Source organism: Morganella sp. HMSC11D09, assembly GCF_001807955.1.
GTDB lineage: Bacteria > Pseudomonadota > Gammaproteobacteria > Enterobacterales > Enterobacteriaceae > Morganella > Morganella morganii.
Genome location: NZ_KV791684.1, coordinates 176,773 through 194,291, shown reverse-complemented (window position 1 = coordinate 194,291; position 17,519 = coordinate 176,773). Strand labels below are relative to the sequence as shown.

Here is a 17,519-nt window from a genome sequence, read left to right as displayed (position 1 = left end):
CCGGTCACATACTGGTGTATGCTCCCGGGAATTCTTCCTTTGCCGCATGCCACAGACGAAATGATTTAGCAAATCTGCGTCATCCTCCACTCTGTGGCTGTGTTGGCCGCACTCAGAATTCCGGGTCACATACTGGTGTATGCTCCCCGGAATTCTTCCTTTGCCGCCTTGCCACAGAGCGGATGATTTAGCAGATTAATTTTTCTGTTTTTGACAGAGTTGAAGTACACAGGGGATAACCGGCAAAAAAAGGAAAGCGTAGAGCGCCAGGGATGGCGCGATCCGAGCGAACAGGGACGTGTCAGCGGCTTTCCGCTTTGCCGGTTATCCCGCCGCCCGGGTTTGAAAGAAGATGGTTTTATTCTTTCCGGCGGCGGCTGCACTTTGCCGGCACTCAATGTTGGCAGCAATACCCCGCCTCTATGCCATCGCACTGATGGTTTTGCGGAAGCGCAGCAAAGCCGCACCAAAAAACACGCCGCCGATAATGATCAGATAAATAAACTGCGGCCAGACGATCAGGAAATCCGCGCCCCGGTAAAGAATAGCCTGTGCCAGACTGACAAAGTGTGTCGTCGGCATGGTCTGCATAATATCCTGCACAAACTGCGGCATACTTTCCCGCGAGGTCATCCCGCCTGATAACATATTCAGCGGCAGCAGCACCATAATCATCAGCAGCCCGAACTGCGGCATCGAACGGGCGAGCGTCCCCATAAAAATTCCGATGGAGGTGGTGGCAAACAGACTCAGCGCCACCCCGCACATAAACAGCGTAATTGAACCCTCTATCGGCACCTGCAGCAGAAAGCGGACAATCAGCAGCAGCGAGCCGAGTGAGGCAAGCAATACCACCAATCCCATCGACCAGACTTTGGACATCATGATTTCAAACGGCGTCACCGGCATTACCAGCAGATGCTCAATTGTGCCGTGTTCCCGCTCGCGGATCAGTGCCGCCCCGGTCAGGACAATCGACAGCATCGTGATATTGTTGATAATCGCCATTACCGATCCGAACCACATCTGATTCAGGTTCGGGTTAAAACGGGCGCGGATATCCAGATCCACCGGCAGCACCGTGTTTTGCCGGTTTTTAGCCAGAAAAGTATTCACCTCCCCGGTAACAATATTCTGAATATAACTGTTGCCGAGAAACGCCTGACTCATGCGGGTGGCATCAACGTTCAGCTGAATGGCGGGGCGGCGTCCGGCCAGCACATCACGCTGAAAATTTGGCGGAATATCCATGGTGAAAGTGTAGGTGCCGCTGTCCATCAGGCCATCCATCTGACTGATATCAATATCCGCCGGGGCCAGAAAATAGGGCTCGTAAAAGCTGTTGATAATACGCTCGCTGAGCTGGGAGCGATCCTGGTCCGCAATGGCAATCGGAGCCAGATGCAACGAGCCGGAGGTCACCGTTGCCGAGGAATAGATTGATACCGTGAAGGCAAACACGATCAGTGCCAGCATTGCTTTATCCCGCATCAGGCTGCGCAGCTCTTTCATGCCGAGATAGATAATATTCTTCAGTGTCCGCATGTTATCCCTCCTGCTTTTTCAGGAAAAAGATGCTGCATCCGAGAACAACCGGAATAGTGATCAGCAGCGGAATAAAGGCCTGATACAGATCGATAAGCCCCAGCCCCTTGGAGAAGGTTCCCCGGGTGATGGTCAGGAAATGGGCGGTCGGGTAGATGTGTCCTATCCAGTAACCCATACCTTCCAGTGATGAAACCGGGTCAATCATTCCGGAAAATTGGGTGGCCGGGATCAGTGTGATAATCGCGGTTCCGAAAATTGCGGCAATCTGGCTTTTCATAAAGCAGGAAATCAGCAGCCCCATGCTGGTGGCAATGGTGATATAGCAGAATGCGGCGAGTGTCACCGTCAGCAGACTGCCCTTGAACGGCACTCCGAATACCCAGACGGAGAGGGCGCAGAGCAGGAAAAAGTTAAACATCCCCAGCACGATATAAGGCACCTGTTTGCCGATTAAAAACTCTGTTTTGGTCACCGGCGTGACATAGAGATTGATAATCGACCCCAGCTCTTTCTCCCGCACCACACTAAGGGCGCTGAGCATTGCCGGTATCATCATCAGCAGCAGCGGGATCACCGCCGGAACGATAGCAGGCAGACTTTTCACATCCGGGTTATAACGGTAACGGGTTTCGATATCGATGGCAGAGCGCAGCGGGTTTGCCACCGGCTGTTTTGATGCCATGCGGGTCAGCCAGTTGAGATGCATAGCCTGCACATAACCGCGCACCGTTTCAGCCCGGTTCGGCATGGCGCCGTCCACCCAGACACCCAGTTTCACATCATGGCCTTTGGCGATATCACGGGCAAAATCCGGCGGAATTTCAATCGCCACCGCGATTTCCCCGGCGCGCATCCGGCGCTCCATATCGTCATAATTTTGCAGCGGCGGCTGTTCGATAAAGTAGCGCGAACCGGAGAGATCCTGCACATAGTTCTGGCTGGTGGTGGTCTGGTCGCGGTCGAGCACGGCAAAACGCAGATTTTCCACATCCATACTGATGCCGTAGCCCATAATAAACATCAGGATCACTGTACCGAGCAGCGCCAGTGTCAGCCGCACCGGGTCGCGGCGCAGTTCCAGCCCCTCACGCAGACTATAACTGAACAGACGGCGCAGACTGAAACGGCGCTTCAGTGCCGTGGCCGCCGCTTCGCCGCTGTCGGCGGGTAATTCCGGCGCTTCCGGCGGCGGGGCATCATCCTCAATTCCCGAGGCTTTTTTCAGATAATCAATAAAGACGGCTTCGAGGGTATCAAATTCACTGCCGGCAACCAGGTTTTCCGGCGTGTCCGTCACCAGTACTTTCCCGGCGTGCATCAGCGACATACGGTCACAGCGGGCGGCCTCATTCATAAAGTGGGTGGATATAAAAATCGTCACACCGTCTTTGCGTGATAAATCCACCATCAGATCCCAGAACATATCGCGGGCAATCGGGTCAACGCCGGATGTCGGTTCATCGAGGATCAGCATTTCCGGACGGTGAATCACCGCCACGGCCAGCGATAAACGCTGGCGTATCCCGAGCGGTAACCCCTCCGGCATGGCATCGGCGACATCCGTCAGTTTAAAGCGCGTCATCATTTCATTTACGCGGTCATCAATTTCGTTTTCCGGCACATGGAACAGTTTGGCGTGCAGTACCAGGTTTTGTAAAACCGTCAGCTCACTGTAGAGGGAAAATGCCTGCGACATATAACCGACACGCATCCTGGTATTCAAATCTTTCGGATCGACCTCCTGACCAAACAGCCACGCTTTACCCTCTGTGGCCTGCAACAGCCCGGTGAGCATTTTCATGGTGGTGGATTTACCGCAGCCGTTGGAGCCGAGGAAACCAAAGATCTCTCCTTTCGGGATGCGGAAACTGACGTGGTCAACGGCGGTGAAACTGCCGAAGCGCATGGTCAGATCCTGTGCCTCGATAGCAATCTCTTCATTGTCCTGCTCCTTGCGCGGCGGGATCACCACCGCTTTGTGATCTTTGCGTTTTTCTTCCGGCAGCAGAGCGATAAAGGCGGCTTCCAGCTCATCAGTCTGTGTCTGCGCTTTCAGTTCACGGGCGTGTCCTGTCGCCAGGACTTTGCCGTCGTCCATTGCGACCAGGTGATCAAATCGTTCCGCCTCTTCCATATAGGCTGTCGCCACCAGCACACTCATATTTTGCTGGCGTTCGCGGATGCGGTCGATAAGCTCCCAGAACTGGGCGCGGGAGAGGGGGTCAACACCGGTGGTCGGTTCGTCGAGGATCAGCAGTTCCGGGTCATGGATCAAGGCACAGCACAGTCCGAGCTTCTGTTTCATCCCGCCGGAGAGTTTTCCCGCAGGGCGGTCGCGGAACGGGGCGAGCCCGGTGCTGGCGAGGAGATCGTCAATCCGCAGACGACGTTCTTTCTCAGACTGGCCGAACAGCCGCCCGAAAAAATCCACGTTTTCAAACACCGACAGGGTGTGATACAGGTTTTTCCCCAATCCCTGCGGCATATAGGCAATACGCGGACATACCGCGCGGCGGTGCTCTTCTTCGCGGATATCACCGCCCAGCACAATCACATTACCTTGCTGCACTTTACGGGCACCGGCAATCAGGGAAATCAGGGTGGATTTCCCGACACCGTCCGGCCCGATCAGCCCCACCATCTGCCGGGCGGGGATGTTCAGCGTGATATCATCAAGGGCGCACACATCACCGTAATGATGCGTAACCTGTTCCAGGGTGACGATTGCGGTGTCGGAATGCTGTTTTGATGATGTCATTGAGGTAATTTCACCTCCAGGTCAGCCGGCCAGTCCTGCTTCGGGTCAAGCCGGATATAAGCGCGTCCCGGCAGACCGGTTTTCACATATTCCAGATGTTTTTCCAGCAGTTCGGGGGCGATACGCGCACGAACACGGAACATCAGTTTCTGGCGCTCATTATCTGTTTCCACAGTTTTAGGGGTAAACTGCGCGACACTGGCGACATACGAGGTTTTCGCCGGGATCACCAGGTCCGGAGCGGCATCAAGAACAATATGCACATCACTGCCGATGCCCGCCTGTCCGGCCTGTTCGGTCGGCAGGAAGAACGTCATATAGACATCGCTGAGATCGACCATATTCACCACACGGCCACCGGCACCGAGCACTTCACCCGGTTCGGCAACGCGATACTGAACACGGCCGTTGCGCGGCGCTTTCAGCTGGCTGTCATCCAGATCCGCTTCAATCCGGTGTTGTGTCGCCAGAGCGGCATCCACTTTGGTCTGTGCCTGGATAATACCGGACTGTGCGGCATCAATCGCCGCAGAAGCCGCTGCCACCTGAGCTTTCGCCGCTTCCACAGCAGCACGGGCACCCTGCACAACAGCAAGGTCATCATCCACCTGCTGAACAGATACCGCGTTGGTTCTCACCAGTGCCTGTGAACGCGTCAGACGCTTCTGCGCGGCAGTCAGTTCTGCGGTACGCTGGCGTACCATCGCCTCTGCGGCAGCTTTCTCACTTTTCCGCTGAGCCAGTGCCGAGCGCGAGGAAATCACATTACTGTCCGCCTGGCGGTACTGCGCCTGAGCCTCGCTCAGCTGCGCCCCGAGAGTCCGGGTATCCATCTGCGCCAGCACATCCCCGGCGCGGACAAAATCCCCTTCTCTGACATTGATGGTGCTGATGCGTCCGGCGGTTTTGGTTGAGATATCAATTTCCGTTGCCTCGATCCGTCCGTTGCTCTGAGCGAAGCCCGCAGGCAGCCCCGGGCTTTGCAGCATGCGGAACAGGTAGCCGCCGCCGGCAAGGACAATGATCAGGATGAGATAAAAAATCCACGTTTTACGTTTTGATTTTTGCATAGATACCGTGATTACCCTTCTTATGGAAAATAATGAGATAAGCACAACAGCAGCATTTCAATATCAGGCTCGCAAATAATGATGCTTTTAATTTTCAGAACGATGACATTAAATGCTGACAAAGAAAGCATAACCGGATCAGCAGGATAAAGCTGCCGTATATATCACATTCACTGTAAACGGCAGAATACAGCGCCGGGGGATTACACGAATTGCACTGGTTTTTTATCTGACACAGGGATTTTTTACGCCGGAGGCTATCAGTCAGGGGAGTTTGTTTGCTAAAATTTGTCTCTTTCCTTTCCGATAATGACTAATATCTGCGGGATGCAGCCGGAAATATCCTGCTGCATCCTGCTCTTTTGAGTAAATGAGCTTATGTCGCAAAATACCAACACAGTGCCGAAAGTCGGTTTCGTTTCTTTAGGCTGCCCGAAAAACCTGGTGGATTCCGAGCGGATTCTGACTGAACTGCGCACGGACGGCTATCAGGTTGTGCCAAGCTATGATGATGCCGATGTGGTGATCGTCAATACCTGCGGTTTCATTGACAGTGCTGTGCAGGAATCCCTGGAAGCAATCGGCGAGGCACTGGCGGAAAACGGTAAAGTGATCGTGACCGGGTGTCTGGGTGCGAAAGAAGACCAGATCCGTGAAGTGCACCCGAAGGTGCTGGAAATCACCGGTCCGCACAGTTATGAGCAGGTGCTGGCGAATGTCCGTAAATATGTGCCGAAACCGGCGCATGATCCGTTCACCAGCCTGGTACCGGAGCAGGGTGTGAAACTGACGCCGCGCCATTACGCGTATCTGAAAATTTCTGAAGGCTGTAATCACCGCTGCACATTCTGCATTATTCCGTCCATGCGCGGCGATCTGGACAGCCGTCCTGTCGGTGAGGTGCTGAGTGAAGCGCAGCGCCTGGTTGAAGCCGGTGTGAAAGAACTGCTGGTGATCTCCCAGGATACCTCTGCCTATGGCGCTGATATCAAACACCGCACCGGTTTCCGCGATGGTCTGCCGGTGAAAACCAGCATGATCGGTCTGTGTGAGCAGTTATCCCAGCTCGGTGTGTGGGTGCGTCTGCATTACGTTTATCCGTATCCGCATGTGGATGATGTGATCCCGCTGATGGCAGAAGGCAAAATCCTGCCGTATCTGGATATCCCGTTACAGCACGCCAGCCCGCGTATTCTGAAACTGATGAAACGCCCGGGTGCCGTTGAGCGCACACTGGAGCGTATCAAACGCTGGCGTGAAATCTGCCCGGAACTGACACTGCGTTCCACCTTTATTGTCGGCTTCCCGGGTGAAACCGAAGAAGACTTTCAGATGCTGCTGGACTTCCTGACTGAAGCCCGTCTGGATCGCGTCGGCTGCTTTAAATACAGTCCGGTGGAAGGGGCACATGCCAACGAATTACCGGATCAGGTGCCGGAAGAGATCAAAGAAGAGCGCTATCACCGCTTTATGCAGTTACAGCAGCAGATCTCCGCAGAGCGTCTGGCTGAAAAAATCGGCCGCACACTGCCGGTGATCATTGATGAAGTTGATGAAGAAGAGGGCGCTGTCGGCCGCAGTATGGCGGATGCGCCGGAAATCGACGGTATGGTATATCTCAACGGTGAATTTGATGTGCAGCCGGGGGATATTGTGATGGTGAATATTGAACATGCCGATGAGTATGATCTCTGGGGCAGCGTGGTGCGCGAAGCATGACAAACAGTGACAACCGCCTGACCGGACGCCTGATGTTCGGTAATGACCCGGTTCTGCAGGCCGCATGGCTCTATTATCAGTCCGGTCTCAGTCAGACGGAGGTGGCTGATGCGATGGGGATTTCCCGCGTGACCGTGGTGAAATACCTGCAGACGGCCCGGGAAAACGGTGTGGTGCATATCAGCCTGGATATGGCGCGTTACAGCCGCATCGATATGGCGTTGTCACTGAAAAAAAAGTTCAATCTGACCAATGTGCTGGTGGTACCGGACAGCCCGGTTACGGAGGCGGCGGCAGATTCCGCCCGCCGCCGGGAAAACATGGCACAGGCGGCCGGGGTGTATCTCAGTCAGGTGATTGAGGACGGGGATGTGCTCGGCGTGGCCTGGGGACGGACAATTCACCATATGGCGAAGTGTCTGACACCAAAAGTCATCCGCAATATGACGGTATTACAGATGCTCGGTTCCGTGCCGTCGCAGCCGGATTTCACCACGGTGGAATCGTCCTCGCTGATTGCCGGAAAGTTCGGCGGTGAGTGTGCGTATCTGCATGTTCCCGCGATTGTCAGCTCTGCGGAGCTGGCAGATGCACTGCGCCGTGAGCCTATCATTCAGGCAAACTTTGCTCAGCTGGATCGCTGCACCAAAGCACTGTTCGTGGCCGGAAATGTCACGGAAGAGAACCCGCTGATCCGCGCCGGCGTGATCACGGCAGAGGAAATGACTGACTTCCGCCGCAAAGGGGCGGTCGGGGTTATTTGCGGACGTTTTTATGATCAGGCGGGTGAGCCGCTGGATACCCATACGGATGCCCGCATCCTCGGTATCCGGCTGCCGCAGCTGCGCAACATTGCACGGCGGATTTTTATCGCCACCGGTGAACAAAATATCGCCGCCACCCGCGGGGCACTGCGTGGCGGATATGTTTCTGATTTAATTGTTGATCCGCTGATCGCGGCACATTTGCTGTCAGATAAATAAGTGCAAAAACCGCCGGAAGGCGGTTTTTTTACATCAGAGCATTAATATTGCCGGTTACTGTTTTTCTGCCGCCGCTTTTTCTTCCGGTGTGCGGGTATCTCCCTTACCGTTATTCAGCAACTGAATAGCACAGTCCATATATTTATCCGCACCGGCCTGAATCAGTTCGTGGTTAAATGCAACTGCGGGTGCACTGTCCTGCAATGCGGTCACATTGATATCACCGTTAAACTGCTTGTTTAAATCGACTTCGCCTTCAATCGAGACATAGTAAGCAATGCCGTCCGGCAGATAGCGTCCGCACTCTTCAATGCTTTTTTCGCTGAATTGCGGGGATTTTTTTGTGGCGGCACATCCGGACAGGAGAAGAACGGCAGAAGCAAACGCAGCGTAACAAATGACTTTTTTCATAAAAACCTTAAATAACATATACATTAAGATTTTAATTATATTGCAAATGATTATCATTTAAAATAATTAATTACGTAAGGTGACAAAAAACGACGCATTGCGCCGTTTTCTGCCGCCGGTAATCACTATTTTCCGGTTTTCAGTCCGTAGGTTTTGAATTTCCCCAGCACCCGCTGCATCTCCTCCGCACTCAGTACCGGCACATCCGGTGTGATGGCCCGGACTTTCAGATACAGCGCGGAGAGCACTTCGATCTCATGCGCCAGCCACAGGGCTTTTTCGAGGTTGATTTCCATCGCCAGCATGCCGTGATGCTGCATAATCAGAGCCTTACTGGTTTTAATCCCTTCTGCAACGATACCGGCCAGTTCATGCGTACCGAAAGTGGCATACGGCACACAGGGCACATGGTCGGTTCCGGTCACGGCGACCATATAATGGATGGCCGGAATGGATTCATTGAGAATGGATACCGCCGCTGTATTCAGAGCGTGATTATGGACCACCGCATTCAGCTCAGGACGCGCCTGATAGCAGCTCAGGTGAAAGTGCCATTCGCTCGACGGGATTTTATCCGCCTCTGCCTGGCCGGTACTGTCCATATACACAATGCTGTCCGGGGTCAGTTTTTCATAAGGCACGCCGCTCGGGGTGATCAGCATGCCGTCCTGCCAGCGGGCGCTGACATTACCGGACGTCCCCTGGTTGAGCCCGCTTGCGTTCATCTTCAGACAGGTATCGATAATCTGTTGTGCCAGTTCAGTACGGGTCATGATCACACCTCATACTCAGACGGCCACATCTCCGGGAACATGTCTTTCAGCCCGGCCGGGGAGGCATCACAAATGCCGCGTTCGGTGATAAGCCCGGTGACATACTCCGCCGGAGTGACATCAAAGGCATAGTTGCCGCAACGGGTGCCCGCAGGTGCAGTATTCACCCAGCTGCGGGTACCTTCCGGTGTGATGCCGAAAACATGTGACTGTTCCTCACCGGCACGCTGTTCAATCGGGATCTCTTTTACCCCGTCCCACACGGTAAAATCGAGGGTCGGTGACGGCAGCGCCACATAGAACGGCACATTGTTCGCTTTGGCCGCCAGTGCTTTCAGGTAAGTGCCGATTTTATTGCAGACATCCCCGCGAGCGGTGGTGCGGTCAGTGCCGACAATACACATATCCACTTCGCCGTGCTGCATCAGGTGCCCCCCGGCGTTATCTGCAATCAGGGTATGCGGCGCACCGTGCGAGCCCAGCTCAAAGGCAGTCAGTCCGCCCTGGTTGCGCGGACGGGTTTCATCCACCCAGACGTGAATATTAATGCCTTCATCATAAGCCTGATAAATCGGTGACAGCGCGGTGCCCCAGTCAACGGTAGCCAGCCAGCCGGCATTACAATGGGTCAGGATATTCACCGGCTCACCCGGTTTTTTGCGGGCGGCGATGTCGCGGATAATTGTCAGGCCGTGTTCGCCGATGCGGTGACAAATTTCCGCATCTTCATCAGCGATTTCAGCGGCAATACGGTATGCTGCGTCACCGCGCTCAGCCGCAGGAAGTGGTGTCAGGGCACCGCAGATTCTGTCCAGCGCCCATTTCAGGTTGATCGCGGTCGGACGGGTGGCAACCAGCACGTCATAAGCGTTTTTCAGGGCGGCATCACTGCTGTCACGGTGCATCGCCAGCGCCACGCCGTAAGCAGCCACAGCACCAATCAGCGGTGCGCCGCGTACCCACATATCTTTGATGGACGTTGCGGCTTCCTCCATCGTCGTTAGTGTGATGATACTGACTTCAAAAGGCAGTTTTGTCTGATCAAAAATACAGACATCAATACCATTATCTGCGGGCCAGACGGAACGGTAATGTTTTCCGTTAATTTTCATTATATAACCTCGTGTGCAGGTGACGCTTAACAATAAGAAAGAAAGGCTTCGACATCGGTAAAGCTGTGATAATGGCGCGCGTTGACAATCAGCTCCCGCGCCAGTTTCAGGGCTTTGCGCTCAAGTACCGCGCGTTTGTCCGCATCAGCAATGGTTTTGAAATCAGCAACTCCGGCAAACCCGAGCAGGCGGCGGTTGATTTCCAGCCCGGCATTGACCAGCGTGTCCTGAAACAGTTCTTCGAAGAAGCTGTCCTGAGCGGCTTTCAGGAATTTGTCATCAAACAGGCCGTCCTGGTACAGCTCACGCGGCCAGGCATCGCCCTGTGATTTTTCGGCCCACAGGCGGCGGAATTCAGTCTCAAACGTATTCCAGGTCTGGCTTATCTGCGATAACAGCCATTGCTGATAGCGCGCGGTCTCTTCCTCTGTCTTCCGGTGTCCGGGCTGAGAAAACCAGGCCATATATAAGTTACCGGCATAGTTGCCGGTATCAAACGCCATCGGCCCCATAAAACTGAATTCAGGATCAATAACCTGAACAGAGTCAGTGCCAATCATGACGGATCCGGAGTGCAAATCTCCGTGCAGCAGCGCCTGTGACTGTGTCATAAATTTGTACTTATAGCGCATCGCGACCTGCACCATTTCTCTGTCCAGCATCACGGCATTTGCATCGCGGTCAAGCTGCGGAGAGGTGTGATTATTGCGCGGCGCCGGGAAGTAAGGTTCGGTAAAAATCAGATCTTCGGTGATTTTGCATAATTCATGGTTAGCGGAGAACTGTGCGGTCAGGGCTTTTTTCTCCTGTGCCGCCATGCCGATATCCGAGGTATGGAACAGAGTTTGCGCCATAAACAGGCCGGTTTTCTCCGCCAGCTGAGGGACATATTCTCCTGCAATCAGTGCTTTACGCAGAATGATATGGTCAGCGAGGTATTCCATGGCAAACAGCGCCATGGCTTCGTCATAGAAATAGACATCCGGCACACTGTCAGGTGCGAAACGTTTCTCCTGTGACAACGCATGGTATTCGAAATAATTACGCTGCAAAGAGAGTTCCCAGGATTCACCGGCCGCACGGACATACGGCAGTGATTGCTTGACCACCAGAGTCCGCTCACTGCCTCTGACAATAAACACCAGATTGAGATTACCGTCACCGACTTCCTCTGTCTGCCAGGATTCCGGCGTGCCGCCTGGTAAAATGTCATCCGGTAAATGTGCGGACAGGTAAGCGGGAAGGGTGCCACAGGTTAGCGGGGTATATCCGGCAGGGGTTTTTTGCGTCATAAGATAACCTCAGAAACAGAGATAAATGGCTACATATGTAAATTATAACTATACATATGTATTTTTTCTGTGATGCAACTAACACATAGCCGGAAATAGCCTTTCTTAAGCAGGTGATAAGGAAGTAATATAAATATTTCTTAAGTATTTTCACGCAATTATTTTTATGAAATACCGGGGTATATTATTAACCGATATTCAGTGAACGGTATTTTTCAGAAATACTTTTAATCTTATTAAGATTCTATTTTGATATTAATTGTGATCGGGTAGGTATTATTACATTAAACAGACGTATTGATATTGCAAAGAATACACCTATAAGGTTAAATCCCGATTACTAAGACTGAAGATGCCGGTTATTCATGACTGTTGATTTTTATTTTTTAAATTTCATGTTGTTATGAGGTTATTGAGACGCTGGTAAGTAAGAGGATGGCAGACTCTGAAAAACAGAATTTTTTGTTATCACGTTGTCAATATAAGTGAAGGAGAATCTTATGGAGACAGGAATCTATATATCCCTGTGTCGGAACACGGATTAAAGAAAAGCGAAAATACTTAGGATTAAGTATCGTCCGGTTAGCGGAAGACATGGGAATAACGCAGCAGCAATTTAACCGTTATGAACGGGGAATAAGCCGGATTAGTATACATTATCTGATGTATCTGGCAGAAATGTTCCATGTTCCGGTGGATTACTTTTTCGATCAGGAATAGTTTATCCCCGCTAAGTAGTGACACCGTACCACCTGTATGTGAGAATAGCCGGCAATTAACATCGCACTGGTTGCTAATTGCCGGTCGGTCATTTGTGGTAATAGGGTCACAGGTATAATGTCACGCGAATTCTTCCGAAAAGTTGCGGATAAGCAACATATAAAACTTACTTACATCACTCATTTCTATTGTAATCAGCAAGATATTTCTGAAGTTATCAATCTGCTTCGTGAATATGAAAGCATGCCGGCATCGGTGCTGGACTATGTTCAGTTTGTCATTGTTGATGACTGCTCCCCGCTTGAGTATGAAATTCCTGAATTTGATTTAAATCTGACATGGCTGCGGATCACAACCGATATTCCGTGGAACCAGGGTGGTTCCCGTAATCTGGGGGTGACCTATGCGGCGTCAGACAAAATTCTGATGACCGACCTGGATCATGTCCTGCCGGTTTCGACGTTCACTTATCTGATTAATGCGGCAAACCCGGGCCGGACATTCTATAAACTCTACCGCCGGGGGGAGCAGGGGAATCTCCGTAAAGGGCACTCCAATCTGTTCTTTATGTCCCGCGCCCGCTTCTTCCGTTTTTACGGTTATGATGAAGAGTTTTGCGGCCATTACGGCGCGGAAGATTACCGTTTTGTGAAACTGCAGAAATATCACGGCTCCCGTCAGCGCTACCTGCCGAAATCGGTGTATGCCACAGAGCGGATTGTGGATCGTGATAAGTCTTATCATACGCTGGACAGAAGTCTGGAATACAACACGCCGGTTGATAAACGCAAGCATGAGGAAGTCTGCACGTATGGTGCGGAATCCGGTCATTCCCGGCTGTTCCTGGATTTTGAATGGAAAATTCTGCGGTCGGTCTGCCGTACATCGCCGGTAGTCCGGGAGAAAAATCCGGGCTGGAAAGCCCGCTGGTGGCTGCGCTGGTTATTTGCGCCGCTGGCAAAATAAAGCAGCATAAAAAAAGCGCCCATCGGGCGCTTCTTTGTATCTGTCTGATTTATCAGAATGCTTTGCTGTTTTTAGCAATAATAGCAGCAGCACGGGTCAGATAAGAAAAGAAAGTTTTGATGCTTTTCATAATAAACTCCTGCTTTTGAGTAAGTGATTAAGCCTGTTTGGCTTTGATGGCGCTACTATACCATTTTTGTGACGGATGTCAAATTTTATATAAACTTTATTTTAATGAATTAAAATTATTTTTAATTGAAGCTGAGCTCACGGTAACCGGTGATCTGCAGACATAAAAAAAGCGCCCATCGGGCGCTTTTTTTGTATCTGTCTGATTTTAATCAGAATGCTTTGCTGTATTTTGCAATGATAGCAGCAGCACGGGTCAGATTGGAAAAGAAAGTTTTGATGCTTTTCATAATGAACTCCTGCTTTTGAATTAGGTTGGTAAGCTGTTTTGCTTCGATGGATGTATCATAGCACTTATGTGATGCTCGTCAACTTTTTTATCAAAAATATTTTTAAATATTAAAATTATTTTTTGGTGATATCCGCCGGATTGCGGATTTTCCTGCATTCTGGTTATAACTCAGTCCGATTCAGTCTTACAAAATTCCGTCATATAAGATTTTTCCGGTTTAATATTTTATATCGATATAAAAATGACAGTTAAATTAATAAGTTATTGATTTAATTTGATTGACTTAAACAAAATATTTGTCCGATATGGCCGGAAAATTCACGTAAAGTATCCCGCTGTTACTGAAATGTTATCCGTATGGAACAGCAAAGGGTATTTATCAATGCAATGGAAAAATAGTGCGCAACGGTACGGGCACCTCTCCGTTCTGCTTCACTGGGGCGTGGCAATCACCGTTTACGGGATGTTTGCACTGGGGCTGTGGATGGTTTCGCTGGGTTACTATGATGTCTGGTATCACCGCGCACCGGAGATCCATAAGAGTATCGGGATCCTGCTGTTTATTGTGCTGGCTGTCCGCATGATCTGGCGCTGGCTTTCCCCGCCGCCGCCGGCATTATCCACTTACAGCCGGTTTACCCGCATCAGTGCTGCGCTGGCGCACTGGCTGCTGTACGGTATTTTGTTTGCCATTCTGATCACCGGCTATTTTATTTCAACGGCAAATGGTCAGGCGATATCGGTTTTCGGCTGGTTTGATGTACCGGCCACAGTGACAGACGGCGCAGAGCAGGCCGATACCGCCGGTACGGTTCACCTGTACCTTGCCTGGTCGGTTGTTGTGTTATCGGCGCTGCACGCGCTGGCGGCACTGAAACATCATTTCTTTGATAAAGACGCCACATTAAAACGCATGCTGGGCATGAAACCCTGAACGGGCTGCCCGTAATTTTATTATGACGGAGTGAATATGATGCTGAAGAAAGCACTGGTTGGTTTAAGCGCAGGTATGATGCTGCTGGGTTCCGGTGCGGCAATGGCCGACACCTATAAGATAGACAAAGAAGGGCAGCACGCTTTTGTGCAGTTCCGTATTCAGCACCTGGGTTACAGCTGGCTGTACGGGACATTTAAGGATTTTGACGGCACATTTACCTTTGATAAGGCCGACCCGGCAAAGGATAGCGTGGATGTGACCATCAAAACCGGCAGCCTGGATACCAACCATGCTGAGCGTGACAAACATCTGCGCGGAGGGGATTTTCTGAATACAGAGAAAAATCCGGAAGCAAAATTTGTTTCAACCAAAGTAGAAAAGAAAGGCGACGACTTTATTATCACCGGTGATCTGACGCTGAACGGCGTGACCAATCCGGTTACTCTGGATGCAAAACTGACCGGTGAAGGCAAAGATCCGTGGGGTGGTTACCGCGCCGGTTTTGAGGCAACGGGGAAAGTCTCACTGAAAAGCTTTAATATTAAAGCCGATCTGGGACCGAAGTCTCAGGATGCTGAACTGATTATTTCCGTTGAAGGCGTAAAAATCTGATTATTTTTACAATCTGAACAATTATCGGGGCCTGCAATAGCAGGCCTTATTAATTTGTGTCACTATCACTTTCAGTGATAACTCAGCGTATCAGAGGAAAGTGCGTGAATAAAAAACTCAGCTTATTATTGGTTCTTATTGTTGCCGTGGTCTTTGCCGGTGCCGGTTATTATATGGGTAAGCGGGATAATGTTTTTTCTGTCACCGCCGTCAGTAAAGACGGAGCGGCAACACAAAAATCACTTGAAGCAGAGATGATGTCGGAATCGATGCAGTTTGTTGAAGTGGTAGGCAAAATTTCCCCGGAAAAATATAAAGGCCTGAAGAGTAATATCAGGAACTATGACACCATGACCCGCGAGCAGAAAGTGGCATGGATGAATGATATCGCCGGGATGACGGCAGTGTTATTAATTGACCGGATCCCGTATGCCTCTGATGATGCCCTGAATGCCTTCGCCGGGGCGGTAAAAGAGCAGGCGGAAGGTTATCTGGTAAAAGATCCGTCCGGACAGCAGTGCTTTAATAACTTTTTCCCGGCACTGAATAAATTCCCGCAGAATAAAGCGCAGTTTACCTATAATGAAGCCGATATCCGGATGCTGAAAACCGTGAATCTGATCCTGACATCATCACTGGAAGACCGGAATACCGGTAATGTCCCGGCGCAGGAAGCTTATAAGGTATTAGGGGATGTTTATCAGAAACTGTCAGAAAAATACGGTGATAAAGTGATGTTGCTGAGTGACCTGAATAAAGGCGCGGAAGACCCGGTCACCACCTGTCTGATTGTCGGCGATTTTTATGACTTATTCACGAAAGAACCGAATAAAGCGGCTACCGCTGAGGCGCTGCGTCTGATTTTGTCTCAGTAAATATCTCCGGGTACCGGATAATAACCGCAGCGTTTATGACTCTGCGGTTTTTTTATGTCCGGCGGACAGAAACGGAAATGTGCAAATCGTGCTGTTTTCTGTATCCGGATAAAAAACAAACACATTTCAGTAAAACACGATACTTTGTTTAAGAATCGGGAAAGGTAAACAGAAAATACTCTGATACCCGAAAATGAACCGGGCAGACGAATAATCAGGGGATTTTTACCGTAATCGCTTTTTATGTGTTCTGTCTCTGTCACTGAGAGTGCAGAAATAAGTATCAAAATATGCAGCGGATATTACTTAAATATCTGATTATTTCCCTATATTCATTTGCTGTTCATCATAATCCGATAAATAAGTTACATATTTTATTGTGTTCAGCAGATGTTTTGTTTCTGTTTATATTGTTTTCGGTTTTCCCCTGTAATATTTCACTTACCGTTACTTTTATAGTGATTCAGGCTATTCTGTGCGCAATATTTTTGGCTTAACTTTATTACCGGGGTATTTTGATGGACAACACATCAGCGCAGTCTTCTGCTGCCCAGCCTTCTGACAAAAAAGCATCGTCATCCAATCCCGCCAGACGAAAAATCTGGCTTGCGGGAACGTCACTCCTCTTTATTGTGCTGCTGGCCGGCTATCTTATTTACTGGTTCATGGTGCTGCGTTATCAGGAATATACCGATGACGCCTACGTGGTGGGCCTTCAGGTGCCGATCGTCGCACAAACCACCGGTAATGTGACACAGGTGAATTTTGAGAATACCGATCTGGTGCATGCCGGGGATGTGCTGGTAGTGCTGGATAAAACCAATGCTGAACTGGCTTACGCGCAGGCCCGTCATGATCTCGCGGCCACGGTGCGGCAGACTCAGGAACTCTATTTTAACCGCGACCAGCTCGGTGCGGTTATCGCCCAGAAACAAGTGATGCTGAATCAGGCACAGAATGACTATGCCCGCCGCAGTGTGTTAGGACAGCGGGGGACTATCTCCAAAGAAGATTTACAGCACTCACGGGAAGCGGTTGAAGAGGCGCAGGCATCCCTGAATGCGTCTGTGCAGCAACTGAATGCCACCAAAGCCCTGCTGAAAACCACGGCGCTGGCGGATCAGCCTGCGGTGCTGCAGGCGGCGGATAAAGTCCGTGATGCCTGGATTAACTTACAGCGCACGGAAATCCGCAGTCCGTTTACCGGGTATGTCTCCCGCCGCAACGTGCAGGTCGGGGCTCAGGTCAGCCCGAATGCCTCACTGATGGCGATTGTACCGGTCGAACCGGTCTGGATTGATGCCAACTTTAAGGAAACGCAG

The 17,519-nt window shown here is 51.0% G+C and carries 15 protein-coding genes; 8 read left to right on the top strand and 7 right to left on the bottom strand.

Going from position 1 to position 17,519, the window contains the following annotated elements; genetic code table 11:
• Positions 1-420: 420 nt before the first annotated feature.
• The 3 genes from HMPREF3119_RS08725 to HMPREF3119_RS08715 are packed head-to-tail and all read right to left on the bottom strand — an operon-like array spanning position 421 to position 5,376.
• Positions 421-1,545, bottom strand: coding sequence for an ABC transporter permease (locus HMPREF3119_RS08725; protein ID WP_004240955.1), 1,125 nt, complete (start codon positions 1,543-1,545; stop codon positions 421-423).
• Position 1,546: 1 nt separating this feature from the next.
• Positions 1,547-4,306, bottom strand: a complete 2,760-nt coding sequence (gene rbbA, locus HMPREF3119_RS08720; RefSeq protein WP_070579370.1) for a ribosome-associated ATPase/putative transporter RbbA — start codon at positions 4,304-4,306, stop codon at positions 1,547-1,549.
• Complete coding sequence (locus HMPREF3119_RS08715; protein ID WP_070579365.1) at positions 4,303-5,376, bottom strand: HlyD family secretion protein; 1,074 nt, start codon at positions 5,374-5,376, stop codon at positions 4,303-4,305. The genes rbbA and HMPREF3119_RS08715 overlap by 4 nt, the downstream gene beginning before the upstream one ends.
• A 378-nt stretch (positions 5,377-5,754) precedes the next feature.
• Between HMPREF3119_RS08715 and rimO the strand changes: the two genes are divergently transcribed.
• Both rimO and HMPREF3119_RS08705 read left to right on the top strand, forming a co-directional pair.
• Positions 5,755-7,095 carry a 30S ribosomal protein S12 methylthiotransferase RimO gene (gene rimO, locus HMPREF3119_RS08710; protein WP_004237733.1) on the top strand — a complete coding sequence of 447 codons (1,341 nt, stop codon included), beginning with the start codon at positions 5,755-5,757 and terminating at the stop codon, positions 7,093-7,095.
• Positions 7,092-8,078, top strand: coding sequence for a sugar-binding transcriptional regulator (locus HMPREF3119_RS08705; RefSeq protein ID WP_004240951.1), 987 nt, complete (start codon positions 7,092-7,094; stop codon positions 8,076-8,078). Before rimO ends, HMPREF3119_RS08705 begins: the two co-directional genes overlap by 4 nt.
• A 54-nt stretch (positions 8,079-8,132) precedes the next feature.
• On the opposite strand, the gene HMPREF3119_RS08700 is transcribed toward HMPREF3119_RS08705, so the two are convergent.
• From HMPREF3119_RS08700 to mtnK, 4 genes are all read right to left on the bottom strand, one after another.
• A complete protein-coding gene (locus tag HMPREF3119_RS08700; RefSeq protein ID WP_015422927.1) occupies positions 8,133-8,489 on the bottom strand; it encodes a hypothetical protein in 357 nt (118 codons plus the stop codon).
• Positions 8,490-8,614: 125 nt separating this feature from the next.
• On the bottom strand, positions 8,615-9,262 hold the full coding sequence (locus HMPREF3119_RS08695; RefSeq protein WP_070579363.1) for an L-fuculose-phosphate aldolase: 648 nt from the start codon (positions 9,260-9,262) through the stop codon (positions 8,615-8,617).
• A 2-nt stretch (positions 9,263-9,264) separates the two neighbouring features.
• Positions 9,265-10,374, bottom strand: coding sequence for an S-methyl-5-thioribose-1-phosphate isomerase (gene mtnA / locus HMPREF3119_RS08690; protein ID WP_070579361.1), 1,110 nt, complete (start codon positions 10,372-10,374; stop codon positions 9,265-9,267).
• Positions 10,375-10,400: 26 nt separating this feature from the next.
• The gene (gene mtnK / locus HMPREF3119_RS08685) at positions 10,401-11,666 is read right to left on the bottom strand and encodes an S-methyl-5-thioribose kinase (RefSeq protein WP_004237738.1); all 1,266 of its coding nucleotides are present in this window, start codon (positions 11,664-11,666) and stop codon (positions 10,401-10,403) included.
• Between the two features lie 495 nt (positions 11,667-12,161).
• On the opposite strand from mtnK, the gene HMPREF3119_RS19775 reads away from it, so the two are divergent.
• From HMPREF3119_RS19775 to HMPREF3119_RS08655, 6 genes are all read left to right on the top strand, one after another.
• Positions 12,162-12,386 carry a helix-turn-helix domain-containing protein gene (locus tag HMPREF3119_RS19775; RefSeq protein WP_036416745.1) on the top strand — a complete coding sequence of 75 codons (225 nt, stop codon included), beginning with the start codon at positions 12,162-12,164 and terminating at the stop codon, positions 12,384-12,386.
• Between the two features lie 117 nt (positions 12,387-12,503).
• Entirely contained in the window at positions 12,504-13,352 is an 849-nt protein-coding gene (locus HMPREF3119_RS08675) for a glycosyltransferase family A protein (protein WP_004237741.1), read from the top strand.
• Positions 13,353-14,155: 803 nt separating this feature from the next.
• Positions 14,156-14,707 carry a cytochrome b gene (locus HMPREF3119_RS08670; protein WP_015422926.1) on the top strand — a complete coding sequence of 184 codons (552 nt, stop codon included), beginning with the start codon at positions 14,156-14,158 and terminating at the stop codon, positions 14,705-14,707.
• A 39-nt stretch (positions 14,708-14,746) separates the two neighbouring features.
• A complete protein-coding gene (locus tag HMPREF3119_RS08665) occupies positions 14,747-15,322 on the top strand; it encodes a YceI family protein (RefSeq protein ID WP_024474809.1) in 576 nt (191 codons plus the stop codon).
• Between the two features lie 104 nt (positions 15,323-15,426).
• Positions 15,427-16,197, top strand: a complete 771-nt coding sequence (locus HMPREF3119_RS08660) for a hypothetical protein (protein ID WP_004240944.1) — start codon at positions 15,427-15,429, stop codon at positions 16,195-16,197.
• A 518-nt stretch (positions 16,198-16,715) separates the two neighbouring features.
• A partial coding sequence (locus HMPREF3119_RS08655; protein WP_246829261.1) for an HlyD/EmrA/EmrK family protein occupies positions 16,716-17,519 on the top strand: 804 nt, incomplete at its 3' end.